Genomic DNA, 16,604 nt, shown 5'->3' on the forward strand with positions numbered 1-16,604 from the left:
CAGTGGCGGCAATGACAACAAACTATCAAATCCTGCCAACGTTATCCCAGTACGCAACTGGCGCTACCTCAAATAGGATCGCGTCGCATCATGAGGGGAACCAGATGACCGACCTGCCCAGCTACGACCTTACCGGCAAGACCGCCTTGGTCACCGGCGCCGCCCGCGGCCTCGGCCGCGCCATCGCGCTGGCCCTTGCCAATGCCGGCGCCGATATCGCGCTGGGCCTCCGCGACCAGGCGTCCGGCGGCGAGGTGATCGCCGAGATCGAAGCGCTTGGCCGCCGCGCCGTGCCGCTGCAGATGGATGTGCTCGATCTGCCGCAAGCCTACAGCGCGGTCGATGCCGCCATCGCCGCCCTCGGCCATCTCGATATCCTCGTCAACAATGTCGGCGGCGGCACCGAGGGGCCGATCGAAGAATTCAGCGAGGACGAGTTCGACCTCACCATCAATCTCAACGTCAAGGCGAGCTTCTTCATCGCCCAGCGCGTCGCTCGCCACATGATCGCCCGCGGCCTGGGCGGCGCCATCGTCAATATGAGCTCGCAGGCCGGCTTCATCGCACTGCCCGGCGAAGGCATTTACTGCCTCTCCAAGGCCGCTGTGGCCCACATGACCAAGTGCATGGCGGTCGAGTGGGGCAAGCACAAGATCACCGTCAACGCCGTCGCTCCCACCTTCATCGAAACCGACGGCACCGCCGAGGCGCTCGGCCGCCCCGGCTTCCGCGACGATGTGATCGAGCGCATCGCCGCGCTGCATCGCGTCGGCCAGCCCAGGGAAGTCTCCGGCGCCGTTGCCTTCCTCGCGTCGCCCGCTGCCTCGCTGATCACCGGGCAGACCTTGATCATCGATGGTGGGTGGACCTCGCGCTAGGTCATGTCACGAGCATCCGACGCCACCCCAGGCTCGGTGTCCTCCCAGTGACAGCTGATATGCGCTAAGCTACGGATACCCACTGCTTCTGATGCAGCACCTATCGGTGAGCTTGCCACCGGCAAGCGCCCCAAGCTCGGTGTCATCCCCGCGAAAGCGGGGACCTCCGTTTGCGATGGTGCCGCAGGCAAGAAAACAGAGGTTCCCGCTTTCGCGGGACTGACCCGGTGGGTGGGGCACGGCCATAATTCGGCGCACATGAGCGAAAGCTGGGAGCCATCTATCCGCATGCGCGGGCTGTGAGTTGGGTCCCTGCTTTCGCAGGGATGACAGCCGGTGGCTGGGTACAGGCCGAGCGTGGCGCCGGTGCCGTCCAATCATGAAGCGCGCCAAGCTTTGACCAGTCGGTCAACTTTCGCGATGCCGGGCCTAAGCTTTGAGGAACAAATAGAAATCAGTAACCAAGCGTAACATCGTCGACGGGTGCCTACGCAGTTTTTGATATTGTTAACTTCGGCCCGCTTAGGTGCGGTGGTCCAACCACCGCTTTGGGGCTCAGTCGGTGCGTGTGCTAATTGTCGATGACTCGCGTTCCAGCCTGGCCTTTATCGGCCATGTGATCGGTGCGCTCGAGGATGTTGAAATCGCCGCGTGCCTGCTGCCGAGCAAGGCCCTGGCGCTCGCCGCCACCACGCAGTTCGATCTGGTGCTGGTCGACCATGTCATGCCGGAAATGGATGGCGTCGAGCTGACCCGGCGGCTCAGGGCCGAAGAGGCCTATCGGCTGGTGCCTATCGTCATGGTTACCTCCGACAATGCCCCGGCCTTGCGGGTCCGGGCCATCGCCGCCGGCGCCACCGATTTCGTCAACAAGCCGTTCGATTCCACCGAGTTGCAGGCCCGCGTCCGCAACCTTCTGGCGCTGCGCCGCTCGCAGAGCGAGCTGGCCGACCGCGCCGCCTGGCTGGCCCGCGAGGTCGAAAGTGCCACCCGCCACCTGATCGAGCGCGAGGAAGAGATCATCTGGCGCCTCGCCCGGGCCATCGAGTATCGCGATGGTGACACCGGCGAGCACGTCTCGCGCGTCGCCCAGGTCTCTTCGATGATCGCTGCCGCCATCGGGCTCAGCCCCGAACGTTGCCGCATGATCTACCTCGCAGCGCCGCTGCACGATATCGGCAAGATCGGCATCGCCGACGCTATCCTCAGCAAGCCCGGTAAGCTCACGCCGGACGAGCTCCGCATCATGCGCACCCATGTCTCGATCGGCGCCCGCATTCTCGAGCACGGGTCGTCCGAGGTCATCCGCACCGCCGAGCTGATCGCCCAGAGCCACCATGAACGCTGGGACGGCACCGGCTATCCCGATCGTCTCTCCGGCACCGACATCCCGATCGAAGCACGCGTCGTTGCCATCGCCGACGTCTTCGACGCGCTCTGCTCGGAGCGTCCCTACAAGCGCGCCTGGCCGATCGAAGAGCCGCGCCGCGAGATCCTGTCGCTGGCAGGCACGCATTTCGACCCCGCCTGCGTGGCGGCCTTCGAAACCCGCTGGCCGGAAATCCTCGCCCTGATGTCGACCGTCCCCGAGGACACTCGCCTCGCCGGCTGAACCGGTTCCTCCTGTCACAAGTCTTTGCAATCCGGCGATCGCCGCCCGGTTCCGACGATGTCAGACACGTTGCCGCGCCGACGGCTGTTGGCCGACAGTCGCAGCCGACGATCAGCAGTATTCAGCGTTCCGCGGCCGTGGTCGATGACTCCCTGCAAGCATCTGACGACTCGCTCGGAGTCGCGTGACGATTCCCATGAGTCACGCCGGCCGGTCCGGGTGATTCAATACGACGCATTTAATACTTGCGATTACATTATCGCCATAATTCTACCAAATACTGCTTAGTGGTAATTGAGACTTAACAAATACCCCTGATCATCGTGGTCATCAGGGGCAAACAGCAATTCCGTGGACGCGGGGACTGTTTTCGGGCCGGGACGACAGGATTGTCGTTTCGCCGAGGCTGCCGTTTTGCCTCTGAAAACAAGACGTTACGTATCGCAGAAGCATACTTGCCCGGGGCCAGAACGAACCCATGTCGCGACCATCAGCGCACCCGCTCCATTTGAGCGGCGACCTTTCCTTACGCAATATTTCCGAACTGCATGCGCGCCTCAGGCAAGCTTTAGTCGAGCATCGTGCCATCGATCTCGACACGGTTGCCGTGGAGAGCGTCGACATCGGCACGCTGCAGCTGCTGGTCTCGGCGACCACCAGCGCAGCGGCGGACAATCGCACGCTGAGCCTGGTCGCCGGTGCCGCGACACCGATGGGCCGCGCTCTGGTACGCGCCGGCTTTTTCACCGGGGATGGCCGACCGCTGGTGGCAGCCCTTTCATCCTGGATCCTGACGCGCGAGGCGGCATGAGCAAGACCATCCTCACCATCGACGATTCCGCCTCCATCCGGCAGATGGTCGCCATGACGCTGAAGAGCGCCGGCCTCAACGTGCTCGAGGCTGGCAACGGGCTCGAAGGCTACAACAAGGCCACCACCGAGACGGTTCACGCCGTGGTCACCGATCTCAATATGCCTGTCATGAACGGGCTCGAATTCCTGAAGAAGTTCCGCCAGCACCCGGCCGGCAAGGGCATCCCGGTGATCCTCTTGACCACCGAGTCCGACGAGGAGTTGAAGCGCCAGGCCCGCGAAAGCGGCGCCACCGGCTGGATCGTCAAGCCGTTCAAGCAGGACCAGCTACTGGCGGTGATCAGGAAGGTCACCGGCGCATGAGTTCCGATCCCACCGATACCTTCCGGCAGGAAGCCCGCGAACTGCTCGAGCAGCTCGAGCAGGGACTGCTCGACCTCGAGCAGAACCCTGGTGATGCCGACCTGGTCAACTCGGTGTTCCGGGCGCTGCACACCATCAAGGGCTCGGGCGCCATGTTCGGCTTCACCGATGTTGCGGCGTTCGTGCATGAGTTCGAGACCGCCTTCGACAAGGTGCGCAAGGGCCAGTCGCCGATCACCCCCGAACTGGTCGCCGTAGCGCTCGACGCCAAGGACCACGTGCATCACCTGATCGAAACGCCGGACGCCACGACCGATGCGGGCGAGATCATCCTCACTGCGCTGCGCGGCATCGTCGAGCCCGACAGCTTCCCGGCGGCACCGATGGCGCAAAGCGCCACCGTTGCCGCCAACGTCGCGCCCGAGCCGACTGGCCGCTGGCGCATCCGCTTCAGGCTGCCCGAGGACGCGCTGGTTCATGGCACCAACCCGCTGCTGCTGCTCGGCGAGATCGCCGATCTCGGCCCGTGCGAGGTCACGGCGCTGATCGACGGCGTCCCTACGCTCGACGAGCTCGACCCCGAAGCCTGCCATCTGGCCTGGCAGGTCGATCTCACTCACCCCGACCCGACCGGCGCGCTCGACGACGTCTTCCTGTTCCTGAAAGACGGGATGGAGCTGTCGATCGAACCGCTGGCCGCTGTCGTCGCGCCCGAGCCGGTATCCTCCCCGGTGCTCGACATCCTCGCCGAGGATGACGCAGCGACCGAGACCGATGAACCGGTCGCCGAAGCAGTTCCGGTCCGCACGCTTCGCGAACCCAGGGAGACGAAGGCCGAAACCACCGAGCGTGCGTCCACCTCGCTACGCGTGCCGGCCGAACGGCTCGACGAGTTGATGGACCGCGTCGGCGAACTGGTCATCGCCCAGGCCCGCCTGTCGCAGATGGCCGCGCAGAGTTCCGACGCCAACCTCAAGACCATCGCCGAGGAGCTGGAACGCCTGTCGTCCGGCCTGCGCGATACCACGATGGGCATCCGCATGGTGCCGATCGGCTCGCTGTTCTCGCGCTTCCGCCGGCTGGTGCATGATCTCTCGCGCGATCTCGACAAGGAGATCGAGTTCATCACCACGGGCGAGGACACTGAGCTCGACAAGACCATGATCGAGCGGTTGGCCGATCCGCTGGTCCACCTGATCCGCAACTCCGTCGACCACGGGCTCGAAACCGCCGAGCAGCGGATCAAGGCAGGCAAGCCGGTGAAGGGCACGGTTCGCCTTTCGGCCGTCTATGCCGGCGCCGAGGTGGCGATCTCGGTCACCGACGATGGCGCCGGGCTGAACGCCGCCCGCATCCGCGCCAAGGCGGAAGAGCAGGGCCTGCTGACGCCGGAATCCCGCATTGCAGACCACGATCTGTTCCAGCTGATCTTCGCTCCCGGCTTCTCGACGGCGAAGGAAGTGACCTCGCTCTCGGGCCGCGGCGTCGGCATGGATGTGGTCAAGCGCACCATCGATGGCCTGCGCGGCAAGATCGAGCTCTCCACCAAACCCGGTGAAGGCACCACGGCGACGCTGCGCCTGCCGCTCACCCTCGCCATCATCGAAGGGATGCTGGTCCGCGTCGGCAATGGCCGCTATTCGATCCCGCTCTCGGCGGTGGAGGAATGCGTCGAGCTGCCGGCCGAGGTGGCGACCCACTCGCGTGGCCGCAACTTCCTCGATATCCGCGGCAGTCTCGTGCCGTTCCTCCGCCTGCGCGACCTGTTCAACACGCCGGGCGAAGCCGATACCCACCAGAAGGTGGTGATCATCTCGTCGGGCGAGGGGCGGGCGGGCCTGGTGGTCGACCAGATCATCGGCAACAACCAGACCGTCATCAAGCAGCTCAGTAAGCTCCACGCCGACCTCGAGACCTTCTCGGGCGCCACCATTCTCGGCGACGGTACCGTGGCGCTGATCCTCGATACCTCGCGGCTGGTCTCTTACGGCCAGGCGCATGAAGAGAAGTATCGCAACACCCAGGGGAGGGTCGCGGCATGACCGCCTTCACCGAACCGATGCGCGCCTTGACGCTCAGGCTCGATGACGAGCTGTTCGCCATCGAGGCGCAGAGCGTGCGCGAAATCCTCGATCTGGGGCCGGTCACCGAGGTGCCCAACGCCTCACCCTTTGCCGCAGGCCTGATCAATGTGCGCGGCCGGGTCGTGCCGCTCACCGATCTCAAGGTGGCCTTCGGCATGCAGGGCGCCGAGCCCGATGAGGATACGCGCATCGTCGTAATCGAAACCGAGATCGAGGGCGAGCCCAGCGTTGTCGGCATCCTCGCCGACAAGGTCTACGACGTCACCGACATCGAGCCTGCCGCCATCGAGGAGGCGCCGCGCGTCGGCATGCGCTGGCGCCCCGACTATGTGCGCGGCATCGGCAAGCGGCGGGGCGATTTCATCATCATTCCCGACATCCATCGCATCTTTGAACTCGAGGGCCGCAGGAGCGGCTCGCCTCTACCATCAGAAGAAAGGGCCGCATCGTGAGGCTAACTATCAAGGCAAAGCTGGCAGCGGTGTTTGGCGCCGTCATCGTCATGTCGGGCGTCAGCATGCTGATCGCCCTGCAGAATCTCGACAAGTTGAACCAGTCGCTCGACACCATCGTCAACGTGCGGTCGGCCAACACTCTGACCATGCAGGAGATGCAGACGCATCTCGAAAGCCTCGGCTCGCGCATCCGCGCCATGATCATCACCGATGATCCCGCGGTGATCGAGGACTACACCAAGAAGATCACCGAAGAGTACGCCCAGATGGACGAACTCTTCACCCGGCTCGACGGCAACGTTGCCGACGAACAGGTCCGCGCCCAGTTGCCGGAATACACCGCCAAGACCGCTTCCTATCGCGCCGAGATGGCCAAGGCGATGGAACTGGCGGCACTCAACACCGATACTGCGGCTCTCGCCGTCACCACCACTGACGGTAGCAGCGCCTTGGGGGTGGTCGAAGAGAGCATGACGGCCCTGACCCGCGCGCTCGCCAACCGCGTCTCGGGTGGCGATCTCACAGCCTTCCCTGCCTTCAAGGCGTCGTCCGAGGCCTTCATGACCCTCACCGACGTGTTCCGCCAGCAGCGCAACGTGCTGCTCGCCTCGACCCTGCCGGCAAAGCAGGAGGAGTGGTACGCGGACTACAAGGCGGGCGTGGCCAGTCTGGGTGAACTGTTCCCGACGCTCGAACGCACCGTCCCCGCCACCGAAGCGCCGCTGCTGGCTGCGGCACGCGATGCCTATGCCAACATGGTCATCGCCATGGACAAGGCCGTCGACATCTCGATCCAGCGCGGCGACTACAACGCGCTTGCCGCCGCCGACGTCGCCGCCGAGCAGCGTCGCGAGGTCAATACCGTGCTTAACAGCATGATCGACCGCAACAAGGAACTGCTCAACGCCGCCGACGATGAGGCTCGCCAGCTTTACGACGGCGCCATGGCCCTGCTGATCGGCCTGCTCGTCGGCTCAGTCGTCATCGCCATCGCCGCAGCCCTCTGGATAATCTTCTCGATCTCGAAGTCGCTCGGCGCCGCGCTCGGCCTCGCCAATGCCGTCGCCGGCGGTGACCTCAGCGCCGAGGCCAGGGTCAAGTCGAACGACGAGATCAAGGACGTGATCGACGCGCTCAACCTGATGACCCGGAAGCTCCGCGAGGTGGTCAGCGAAGTCACCGCTGCCGCCCGCAACGTCGCCTCCGGTAGCCAGGAACTCTCGGCCACCGCCGAGCAGCTGAGCCAGGGCGCGACTGAGCAAGCCTCCTCGACCGAAGAGGCCTCCGCCTCGATGGAAGAGATGGCCTCGACCATCAAGCAGTCGGCCGACAACGCCAGCCAGACCGAAAAGATCGCCCGCCAGTCGGCTGCCGACGCCAACGCCTCGGGTGAAGCCGTGGGCAACGCCGTCAACGCCATGCAGACCATCGCCGAAAAGATCATGGTGGTGCAGGAGATCGCCCGCCAGACCGACCTCCTGGCACTGAACGCTGCGGTGGAAGCCGCCCGCGCCGGCGAACACGGCCGTGGCTTCGCTGTCGTCGCCTCGGAAGTCAGGAAACTCGCCGAACGCAGCCAGGCCGCCGCCGCCGAGATTTCCACCCTGTCGGTCGATACCGTGAAGGCGGCCCGTTCGGCCGGCGACATGTTGAGCAAGCTGGTGCCCGATATTCGCCGCACCGCCGAACTGGTGGAAGAGATCTCCGCCGGCTCGCGTGAGCAGAATGCCGGCGCGGCGCAGATCAACACTGCGATCCAGCAGCTCGACAAGGTCACCCAGCAGAACACCTCCGCCGCCGAGGAGATGTCGGCGACATCCGAGGAGCTGGCCAGCCAGGCCGAGCAGCTGCAGAGCGCCATCAGCTACTTCCGCATCGACCAGGGCCAGCAGGCCGGTGTGGCGGCTGCCAACGATCGCGCCCCGCAGCGCGCCCGTCGCACCGCCCAGCTGCAGGACGAAATTCTTTCGAAGGCGCCGCACCTGACGAAGAAGAAGACGCCGGCGCGCACCACCGGCGGCGGCTTCGATCTCGAGCTCGATGACATGGGCGACGATCTCGACAGCGAGTTTACCCGCCGCGGCGCCGCCTGAGCCGACATCGACCGAGCATCTGCCGGGGCGCCCGCGCTCCGGCAGATCGCAGGACGCCAATTTTACTGACTGCAAGTTTTGGGCAGCGGGCCGTGGGAAGCGGCCTGTGGACTAGGGGGCCACGCCAAATGAGATTGACCATCAAGACCAAGCTGATCGCGACATTTGCCACGGTCATCGTGCTCAGTGCCATCAGCATGGCTGTTGCACTGCTCAATCTGGGTGCGCTCAACGCCTCGTTCAGCGCCGCTATGGAAGGCAACGTCAAGCGCATCCAGCTCGCGGCCGACCTCGAGGCTTCGACGCTCAAGGTAGCGCGCGACGAGAAAAACCTGATCCTCGCCCAGGATGCCGCCGCGCTCAGCGCCCTCGTTGCGCAGATGGACGCCGAGATCGACGTGGTTCATGCCGACGTCAAGACCCTGCTCGACCTGTCGAGCGCCGAAGCCAAGCCGTTGGTCGAAGACTTCGTCACCCATTACGACGCCTACCTGGCCGAGCACGCCGAGGTCCGTCGCCTCGCCATGCTCAATCTCGATGCCGACGCCTCCGCCCTCGCTTCCGGCAAAGCCGCAGAAGTGCGCGCCACCTCGGTCGCCGAGCTCGATGAGATCGTCACCCTCAACAATGCGCAGCTCGCGGAGGCGATCACCGCGGCCGAGAACCTCTACGGCTCATCCGCGCTGCTGCTGACCGCATTGCTGGTCGGCTCGGCCATCATTGCCATCGGCGCGGCCACCTTTATCATCGTCGGCATCAGCCGTGGTCTCGGCAAGATCAAACAGGTGGTCGGCGCCGTCGCCATTGGCGACCTCGACCAGAACCTCGAGATCAAGTCCAATGATGAAATCAAGGATCTCGTTGATACTGTCAATATCATGACCGCCAACCTCCGCAGCACTGCGGCGGTTGCCGATCGCGTCGCTGATGGCGATCTCACCGTCGAGCCGCAGCCGCTCTCGGATCGCGACACCCTGGGCCTCGCGCTGCAGCGCATGGTCGAAAAGCTCCGCGATGTCATCGCCGAAGCCATTTCGTCGGCCAATAACGTCTCGGCCGGGTCGCAGGAGCTGTCGGCGACCGCCGAACAGCTGAGTCAGGGCGCCACCGAACAGGCCTCCTCGACCGAAGAGGCCTCGGCCTCGATGGAGGAGATGGCGGCGACCATCAAGCAGTCGGCCGACAACGCGCTGCAGACCGAAAAGATCGCCCGCCAGTCGGCGGCCGACGCCATCGCCTCGGGCACCGCAGTCAACGATGCCGTCACCGCCATGCAGACCATCGCCGAAAAGATCATGGTGGTGCAGGAGATCGCCCGCCAGACCGACCTCCTGGCGCTCAATGCGGCGGTGGAAGCCGCCCGCGCCGGCGAGCACGGCCGCGGCTTCGCGGTGGTCGCCTCGGAAGTGCGGAAGCTCGCCGAACGCAGCCAGGCCGCCGCTGCCGAGATATCGACCCTCTCCGACACCACGGTGAAGACCGCCCGGTCGGCCGGCGAAATGCTGACCCGTCTGGTCCCAGATATCCAGCGCACTGCCGAACTGGTCGAGGAGATCACTGCCGGGGCCCGCGAGCAGAATGCCGGCGCCAGCCAGATCAACACCGCCATCCAGCAACTCGACAAGGTGACGCAACAGAATACCTCCGCCGCCGAAGGAATGTCGGCCACCTCGGAGGAGCTGGCGAGTCAGGCCGAGCAGTTGCAGAACGCCATCAGCTACTTCCGTATCGAGGCGACCCGCGAAGTCGTCGCCGAGGCGCCCAAGCAGCCGGCGACGAAGCGCAGCAATGCCATCCGCAGCGAACTGAGGGTCAAGGCGCCGCACCTCGCACCCCGCGCCCGCCCGGCCGGCAAGCTGAATGGCAATGGCGGTTTCGACCTCGATATCGATGACGCCGGCGACGAACTCGACAGCGAGTTCACCCGCCGCGGTGCAGCCTGAGGAGAGCCGCGATGGCCGAGAAAACCCAATACGTGACCCTCGGGGTCAACGGCGAACTGTTCGCCGCCCCGGTGCATAAGGTGCAGGAGATCCTCGAGATGCGCCCGGTGGCGCGACTGCCGCAGGCGCCCGCCAACCTGCTGGGGATGACCGATGTGCGTGGGCAGGGCATTCCGGTGCTCGATTTGCGCCTGACCCTCGGCCTGCCCGCCGCCGACGATACCGAGAACACCCGGATCGTCGTGCTCAATGTCAGTAGTGGCGCCGGCCCGATGACGGTCGGCCTGCGCACCGACCGGGTCTTCGAAGTCACCGTGCTCGATGCCGCCGAGCTCGAGCCGCCCCCGGCCATCTCAGGCAACTGGCGCGATCATGCCGTCGCCGGCATCGGCCGCCGCAACGGCAGTTTCGTCACCGTGCTCGATCTCGACCGGCTATTGGGCAGCGTGGCTGAGGCAGCGTGATGGTGGGAATGACTGTTAGAGACGGCCCCCTCCCGGCCTCCCCCATGAAGGGGGAGGTGAAGAGTCGAGTCTGTGGCTCGATCGTGCCCGATACTCGATGCGGCACCTCCCCCTTCATGGGGGAGGATGGGAGGGGGCCGTCTCTAACAGTCGTCTATCTGGAACGCGCCAATGCCTAACCTCGCCCTCAAAACCCCGCCCGACGACGCCGACGATCATCTCAGCGCGCTCGATTTCGGCCGCATCGCCAAGCTGATCGAGGGCGAGGCCGGCATCAAGTTGCCGCCCGGCAAGCGCCTGATGGTCGAGGGCCGGTTGCGCAAGCGCATGCGGGCGCTCGGCCAGCCCGATTTCGCCAGCTACTGCAACCTGCTGTTCAAGCAGGGCGGGCTCGAACGCGAGCTCACCCACCTGATCAATGCCGTCACCACCAACAAAACCGACTTCTTTCGCGAAGCCGAACACTTCGATTTTCTCGTCGCTGAGATGGTTCCGACCTTGCTCAAGGCGCGCGAGCGCAACCCGCTGCTGAAGATCTGGAGTGCTGCCAGTTCCACCGGCGCCGAGGCCTATACGCTCGCCATGGTGCTCGACGACCTCCAGGCGCAGCGCAACGACTTCCGATTTGCCATCCTCGGCACCGACATTTCGACCGCCGTGCTGGCGCAGGGCCGGCGCGCTGTCTATCCGGCCGAAATGATCGCCCCGGTCCCACCCGAGTTGCAGGCGCGCTACGTCATGCACGCTCGGCGCCCCGGCGCTCGCCGCGAGGTCCGCATGGTGCCCGAGTTGCGCCGACTGGTCCGCTTCACCCATCTCAACCTGATGGACCTGGCTTACCCGTTCGATCGCGATGTCGACGTGATCTTCCTGCGCAACGTGCTGATCTATTTCGAGAAGGCCGACCAGGATGCGGTGGTCGCCCGCCTCGTCGATCACCTCCGGCCTGGTGGCTACATCGTCCTCGGCCATTCCGAGTCGATGATCGGCACCTCGCTCGCCGTGCGGCAGGTCGCCCCCGCCGTGTTCCAGAAGCTCTGAGACCTCAGATGTCCGACCCCGCCGAAACCGACCGCAAGATCCGCGTGCTGATCGTCGATGATTCCGCCGCCGTGCGCACCACGCTCTCGGACATCATTGCTTCCGATCCCGAGCTCGAAGTGATGGCGACGGCGGCCGACCCGTATATCGCGGTGGAGCGCATCCGCGCCGAAGTGCCTGATGTCATCTTCCTCGATATCGAGCTGCCGCGCATGGACGGCATCACCTTCCTCCGAAAGCTGATGTCGCAGCGGCCGATCCCCGTGGTGATCTGCTCGTCGCACGCCAGCGAAGGCAGCGACACGCTGATCGAGGCGCTGGAGGCCGGCGCCGTCGACGTGGTGGAGAAGCCGCGCGTCGATACCGCCCAGTTCCTCCACGATTCCCGCATCCGCATCTGCGAGGCCGCCCGGTCCGCCGCCCATGCCGGGCTGAGGGGGCGCGTCCGGCCGCCAGTACCGAAGCTTGCCGTGGAAAAGAAGCTCACCGCCGATGCGGTGATCCCGCCGCGCTCGGCGGCGCGCGCGGCCTCGTCTGCCGCCTCAATGCCCACCACCACGCCGATTATCTGCATCGGCGCGTCCACCGGCGGCACCGAGGCGCTGCGCGACGTTCTCGAAGCGCTGCCGGTAGCGACGCCCGGCATCGTCATCGTGCAGCACATGCCGGAACGTTTCACCGCCGCCTTCGCCCGCCGCCTCAACGGCCTCTGCCAGATGGAGGTGAAGGAAGCCGAGGATGGCGACGTGGTCGAGCCCGGCCGCGTGCTGATCGCCCCTGGCAACCATCACATGACGCTGCAGCGTTCGGGCTCGCGCTACACCGTCGGCATCGTCGATGGCCCGCATGTGTCGCGCCATCGCCCGTCGGTCGACGTGCTGTTCCGTACCGCAGCCTATGCCGCGGGGAGGAACGCGCTCGGCATCATTCTCACCGGCATGGGCGACGATGGCGCTCGCGGTCTCCTCGAAATGAAGCAGGCCGGCGCGACCACCCTGGCACAGGATGAGGAAAGCTCCGTCGTCTTCGGCATGCCCAAGGAAGCCATCGCACTCGGCGCTGCGGACAAGGTGGTCGCGCTGCGCCGTGTCGCCACCGAAATCACCACCTACGCCGCCCGTGCCCCGCAAAAGGACACCGCATGACCGCCCTCGAAGCCACCGAGCTCTCCGTGATCCTCCCCCGCGGGGCGGGGGAGGGGGCCCATGCGGAGCATGGGGGAGGGGGCGGCCAGCCCCTCGGATCGCACGTCCAAGACGCCGACATGCTCGCGCGTCGCATCCTCGCCCTCGCGTCCGACCTCGCTGCGCCGCGCGACGCCATCGATGGCGCCTTCGTCTCGGTCGGCGGTCGCCTCGCCGAATGCGCCGAGATCCTGGCGCGCCTGACCGAAACCTTCGAAACCCTGCCGGTCGACCTCGAAGGCCACGACCTCACCGAAGCCACCGATCGCCTCGCGGTGGTTGGTCGCCGGGCCGGCGAGATCTCCGTCACGCTGGGCGCCGAGCAGGCCGACCTCAACCGGCTGGTCGAGGCGCTGCGCGGCGCCGCACACCCGATTTCCGAGCTCCGGCGCACCGTCAAGATGATGGGCATCGTCGCCATCAACGCCCGGGTCGTCGCTGCCAGCGTGGTCAGCGACACCGAGGATTTCGGCGTTTTCACCACCGATATCGCGCAGTTGTCGGAGTCCGCCGCCACCACCATCCAGCGCTTCTCGCGCACCTACGAAGCGCTCACCATCGTGGTCGGCGAGGCCGCCAGCGCCCGCGCCAGCTTCGAAGCGGGGCACCGCGACACCCTCGCGAGCCTTGCCGCCGAACTCGAACGCGATCTCGCCGAAGTCACCGAGCAGCGCCTCACCTCGGTCCGCTCCAGTGCCGCCACCGGGCAGATGTCCCGTACCATCGCCGACAAGGTCGCCACCACCGTCATGGCCTTGCAGGTCGGCGACGCCACCCGCCAGCGCGTCGAACACGTCGAGGCCGCACTACGAGATCTTTCCGCCCTGATCCTCCCCCGCGGGGCGGGGGAGGGGACCCATGCGGAGCATGGGGGAGGGGGCGACCAGACTCACGGTCAGGACCCGACTGCCCTAGCCTCCCCGATCACCGAACTGCAGCGCCAGCAGCTCTCCGGCGCTCGCGAAACCCTCGTCCTCGAAATGGCATCCGGCGCTGACGCCCTCACCCAACTCGCTACAGATGTCGAGGCCGTGCTCGAGCATGCCCGCCAGGTCTACGGCTCGGCCGAAAGCCGCTCGGCCCTCTCCGAATTGCACAGCGCCGTACGCCGCGCTGTCACCGTGCTGCGTGATTGCGAAAGCGAACGCGAGAAGCTCGATCGTGTTGCCGTCGCCGTCTCGGAGACGGTCGGCGTCCTGCTCAACCACGTCGAGGCGGTGCAGGAGATCGAGTACAAGATGCGGCTGGTCTCGCTAAACGCGGCAGTCAAATGCGCGCAGCTCGGCCCGCGCGGTCGCGCCCTCGATGTCATCGCCCAGCAATTGCGCACCCTCACCGGCGAGACCGTCGTGTCGGCCCACGCAGCGGTCGAGCGGCTGAACGAGGCAGCGCAATACTCGGCGGCCTTTACCAACGCCACCGGCGCCGGTGCCGGTCGGGTCGGCGATCTCGAGCGCGAGGCCGCCGCCTCGCTTACCCAGCTCGAAACTGTCGGTATGCGCATGAAGAAGGCGCTGCTCGAACTCTATGACGATGGACCCAAGGTCGCCGAGCGGCTGCACCAGGCCGTCGACAGCCTCGCCAATCACGGCGCCATCTCCGAGGCGCTGAGCGATGTCGAGTTGGGCATCGCGGCGCTGTGTTCGTCCTCCCCGGAGGGGAATGAGCGTGCGGGCGAGGACGCATCTGAACTCACCGACTTCCTCATGACGCTCCGCAAACGCTACACCATGGACGCCGAACGCCGCGTCCACGATGCCTTCACCGGCATCGAAGTCGCCCCCGAGCCCGCCCCGGAAAGCGCCGACGCGCTTGACGACCTGTTCTTCTGAGCGGTGCTGTCCAGGTCCCGCTGCGCTGGCTCTGCCCTCGTTCGCCGGCGAGGATCAGGGCACTCCAGTGTACCCACCCACCGGTTGTCATCCCAGCGAAAGCTCATAGGCGCTGAGCTAGGCACGCCGACCTGACCCCAGAACGGGGTGATGCTGGTCATACGAACCGAGGCTCCGCAAGTCCCCCAAGCTCGGTGTCATCCCCGCGAAAGCGGGGAACTCCGTTTGCGATCGTGCGGCCGGCCAAGAAAACAGAGGTTCCCGCTTTCGCGGGAATGACCCGGTGGGTGGGGCAGACCATAACTGAGCGCGAACAAGCGAAAGACGCGGGAGGCTCACGGCGCTCAACATGTGATTTGACGTAACCAGAACTGGTCCGACATATAGGCATTTACACGTATACAGGGCGGCGGGCCCTAGTTGTGTAAGTCTGTCGGGGGCCGTTCCGATGAGTGACTTGGACGACCGAGAGCTTGGCGAGCTGCTGGCGATGTTGCGCGACAGCGACGAGCACGTCGATCCTAGCCGCCTTTCCGGCTTTTCCGACGCCACGCTGCTCGAGGTGCTCCATCCATTGGGCGACGACCGCCTGGTGACCAACGTGCCGAGCTTCGTCGCCGTGCGTGAAGAACTGCGCCGCCGCGGGCTGCTGCCGCGCGACCACTGAAGGGCGCGCTCAAGCGCGCTGGCGTCGGCGGCGAGCTACCAAAACCGCAATCTCCATCCCACCTAGACTCCCGGCGCCACTTCCGGTAACGTTCCCAATAGATGCCGGGAACGGCACGGGGAGGATGTATGGGCAGACGGCCCACCATCATTGATGTGGCAAAGCTTGCCGGGGTGTCGAAAAGCACCGCGGCACGGGCCCTTTCCGACTCCCCCGATGTCAACGAGGTCACTCGCGACAAGGTCCGCAAGGCCGCGATTGCCAGCGGTTATGAGCGCAACCATCTCGCCGTCGGCATGCGGTCGGGCCGTTCCGGTCTGTTCGGGCTGGTCATCCCCGATATCACCAACCCGTTCTGGGCCGAGGTCGCCCGCGGCGCGCAGGATATCGTCGGCGAGAACGGCGCTTCGCTGCTGGTGTTCTCCTCCGACTGGGACCACGACCGCGAAGCCAGCCACCTGCGCGCCTTGCGCCAGGCCCGGGTCGAGGGCGCCATCGTCAATCCCGTCTCCGACAATGCCGAGGATTTCGGCCGCTTCGGCGTGCCCTTCTCGCTGATCGGCTCGAGTGCCGAACGCTTCCCGGATACTCCGAGCATCGGCTCCGACATCCGCCAGGCGGTGCGCCTGGGGCTCGATCATCTGGTCGCCCGCGGTCACCCGGCGCCCGCCCTGATCCTCGGGCCGAAATCCCGCCTGGCGCGCGCCCGGTTCCTGCGCTCGGTGCACGAGCACTGCCTCGAGCGCGATATCGATCCGGCGGTGCTGCAGGTCGAAGATGGCGACTACACTTTCGAGGGCGGTCACTCCGCCATGCAGCGCCTGATGGCGCGCCAGCCCAGTGGTCACCTCACGGTGTTCTGCGCTAACGACCTGATGGCGCTCGGCGCCATGCTGGCGGTGCGTGAGGCCGGGCGGGAGTGCCCACGCGACGTCTCCATCCTCGGCTTTGACGGGGTGCCGGCCGGCGCCTTTTCCTGGCCCGGCCTCACCACTATCGAAAAGCCGGCCCGCGAGCTCGGCCGCCGCGCCGCCCAGGCGCTGTTCGATGAAATTGCCGGTCGTCCGCAGGATGGCCGCACCTATTTGCCATGCCGCCTGATAGAGCGAGGCTCACTCGCCGATCTCAGCGTGCAAACGCCCCTGCGCGTCGCAGGAGCGGGGAGGAGCTAGAAG

14 protein-coding genes are annotated in these 16,604 nt (G+C 65.9%); all 14 read left to right on the forward strand.

What is annotated here, in order from left to right; genetic code table 11:
* Positions 1–104 precede the first annotated feature (104 nt).
* Positions 105–878: a glucose 1-dehydrogenase gene (locus VGV07_RS24580; RefSeq protein ID WP_326871364.1), complete on the forward strand. Its 774-nt coding sequence runs from the start codon at positions 105–107 to the stop codon at positions 876–878.
* A 562-nt stretch (positions 879–1,440) separates the two neighbouring features.
* A complete protein-coding gene (locus VGV07_RS24585) occupies positions 1,441–2,490 on the forward strand; it encodes an HD domain-containing phosphohydrolase (RefSeq protein WP_326871365.1) in 1,050 nt (349 codons plus the stop codon).
* Positions 2,491–2,968: 478 nt separating this feature from the next.
* Positions 2,969–3,301, forward strand: coding sequence for an STAS domain-containing protein (locus VGV07_RS24590; RefSeq protein ID WP_326871366.1), 333 nt, complete (start codon positions 2,969–2,971; stop codon positions 3,299–3,301).
* Positions 3,298–3,666: a response regulator gene (locus tag VGV07_RS24595; protein WP_326871367.1), complete on the forward strand. Its 369-nt coding sequence runs from the start codon at positions 3,298–3,300 to the stop codon at positions 3,664–3,666. The genes VGV07_RS24590 and VGV07_RS24595 overlap by 4 nt, the downstream gene beginning before the upstream one ends.
* Positions 3,663–5,708: a chemotaxis protein CheA gene (locus VGV07_RS24600; protein ID WP_326871368.1), complete on the forward strand. Its 2,046-nt coding sequence runs from the start codon at positions 3,663–3,665 to the stop codon at positions 5,706–5,708. Before VGV07_RS24595 ends, VGV07_RS24600 begins: the two co-directional genes overlap by 4 nt.
* On the forward strand, positions 5,705–6,202 hold the full coding sequence (locus VGV07_RS24605; protein ID WP_326871369.1) for a chemotaxis protein CheW: 498 nt from the start codon (positions 5,705–5,707) through the stop codon (positions 6,200–6,202). Before VGV07_RS24600 ends, VGV07_RS24605 begins: the two co-directional genes overlap by 4 nt.
* The gene (locus VGV07_RS24610; RefSeq protein WP_326871370.1) at positions 6,199–8,298 is read left to right on the forward strand and encodes a HAMP domain-containing methyl-accepting chemotaxis protein; all 2,100 of its coding nucleotides are present in this window, start codon (positions 6,199–6,201) and stop codon (positions 8,296–8,298) included. The genes VGV07_RS24605 and VGV07_RS24610 overlap by 4 nt, the downstream gene beginning before the upstream one ends.
* Positions 8,299–8,426: 128 nt before the next feature.
* Positions 8,427–10,241: a methyl-accepting chemotaxis protein gene (locus tag VGV07_RS24615; protein WP_326871371.1), complete on the forward strand. Its 1,815-nt coding sequence runs from the start codon at positions 8,427–8,429 to the stop codon at positions 10,239–10,241.
* An 11-nt stretch (positions 10,242–10,252) separates the two neighbouring features.
* Positions 10,253–10,705 (forward strand): chemotaxis protein CheW, encoded by a 453-nt coding sequence (locus VGV07_RS24620; protein WP_326871372.1) that lies wholly within the window; start codon positions 10,253–10,255, stop codon positions 10,703–10,705.
* Positions 10,706–10,876: 171 nt separating this feature from the next.
* Positions 10,877–11,746, forward strand: coding sequence for a protein-glutamate O-methyltransferase (locus VGV07_RS24625; protein ID WP_326871373.1), 870 nt, complete (start codon positions 10,877–10,879; stop codon positions 11,744–11,746).
* An 8-nt stretch (positions 11,747–11,754) separates the two neighbouring features.
* On the forward strand, positions 11,755–12,891 hold the full coding sequence (locus tag VGV07_RS24630; RefSeq protein ID WP_326871374.1) for a chemotaxis response regulator protein-glutamate methylesterase: 1,137 nt from the start codon (positions 11,755–11,757) through the stop codon (positions 12,889–12,891).
* A gap of 119 nt (positions 12,892–13,010) precedes the next feature.
* Positions 13,011–14,762 carry a hypothetical protein gene (locus VGV07_RS24635; protein WP_326871375.1) on the forward strand — a complete coding sequence of 584 codons (1,752 nt, stop codon included), beginning with the start codon at positions 13,011–13,013 and terminating at the stop codon, positions 14,760–14,762.
* A 448-nt stretch (positions 14,763–15,210) separates the two neighbouring features.
* Positions 15,211–15,429, forward strand: a complete 219-nt coding sequence (locus tag VGV07_RS24640) for a hypothetical protein (protein WP_326871376.1) — start codon at positions 15,211–15,213, stop codon at positions 15,427–15,429.
* Between the two features lie 128 nt (positions 15,430–15,557).
* Complete coding sequence (locus tag VGV07_RS24645; protein WP_326871377.1) at positions 15,558–16,601, forward strand: LacI family DNA-binding transcriptional regulator; 1,044 nt, start codon at positions 15,558–15,560, stop codon at positions 16,599–16,601.
* Positions 16,602–16,604 lie beyond the last annotated feature (3 nt).

The sequence above is a fragment of the Devosia sp. genome (genome assembly GCF_035944845.1).
Lineage (GTDB): Bacteria > Pseudomonadota > Alphaproteobacteria > Rhizobiales > Devosiaceae > Devosia_A.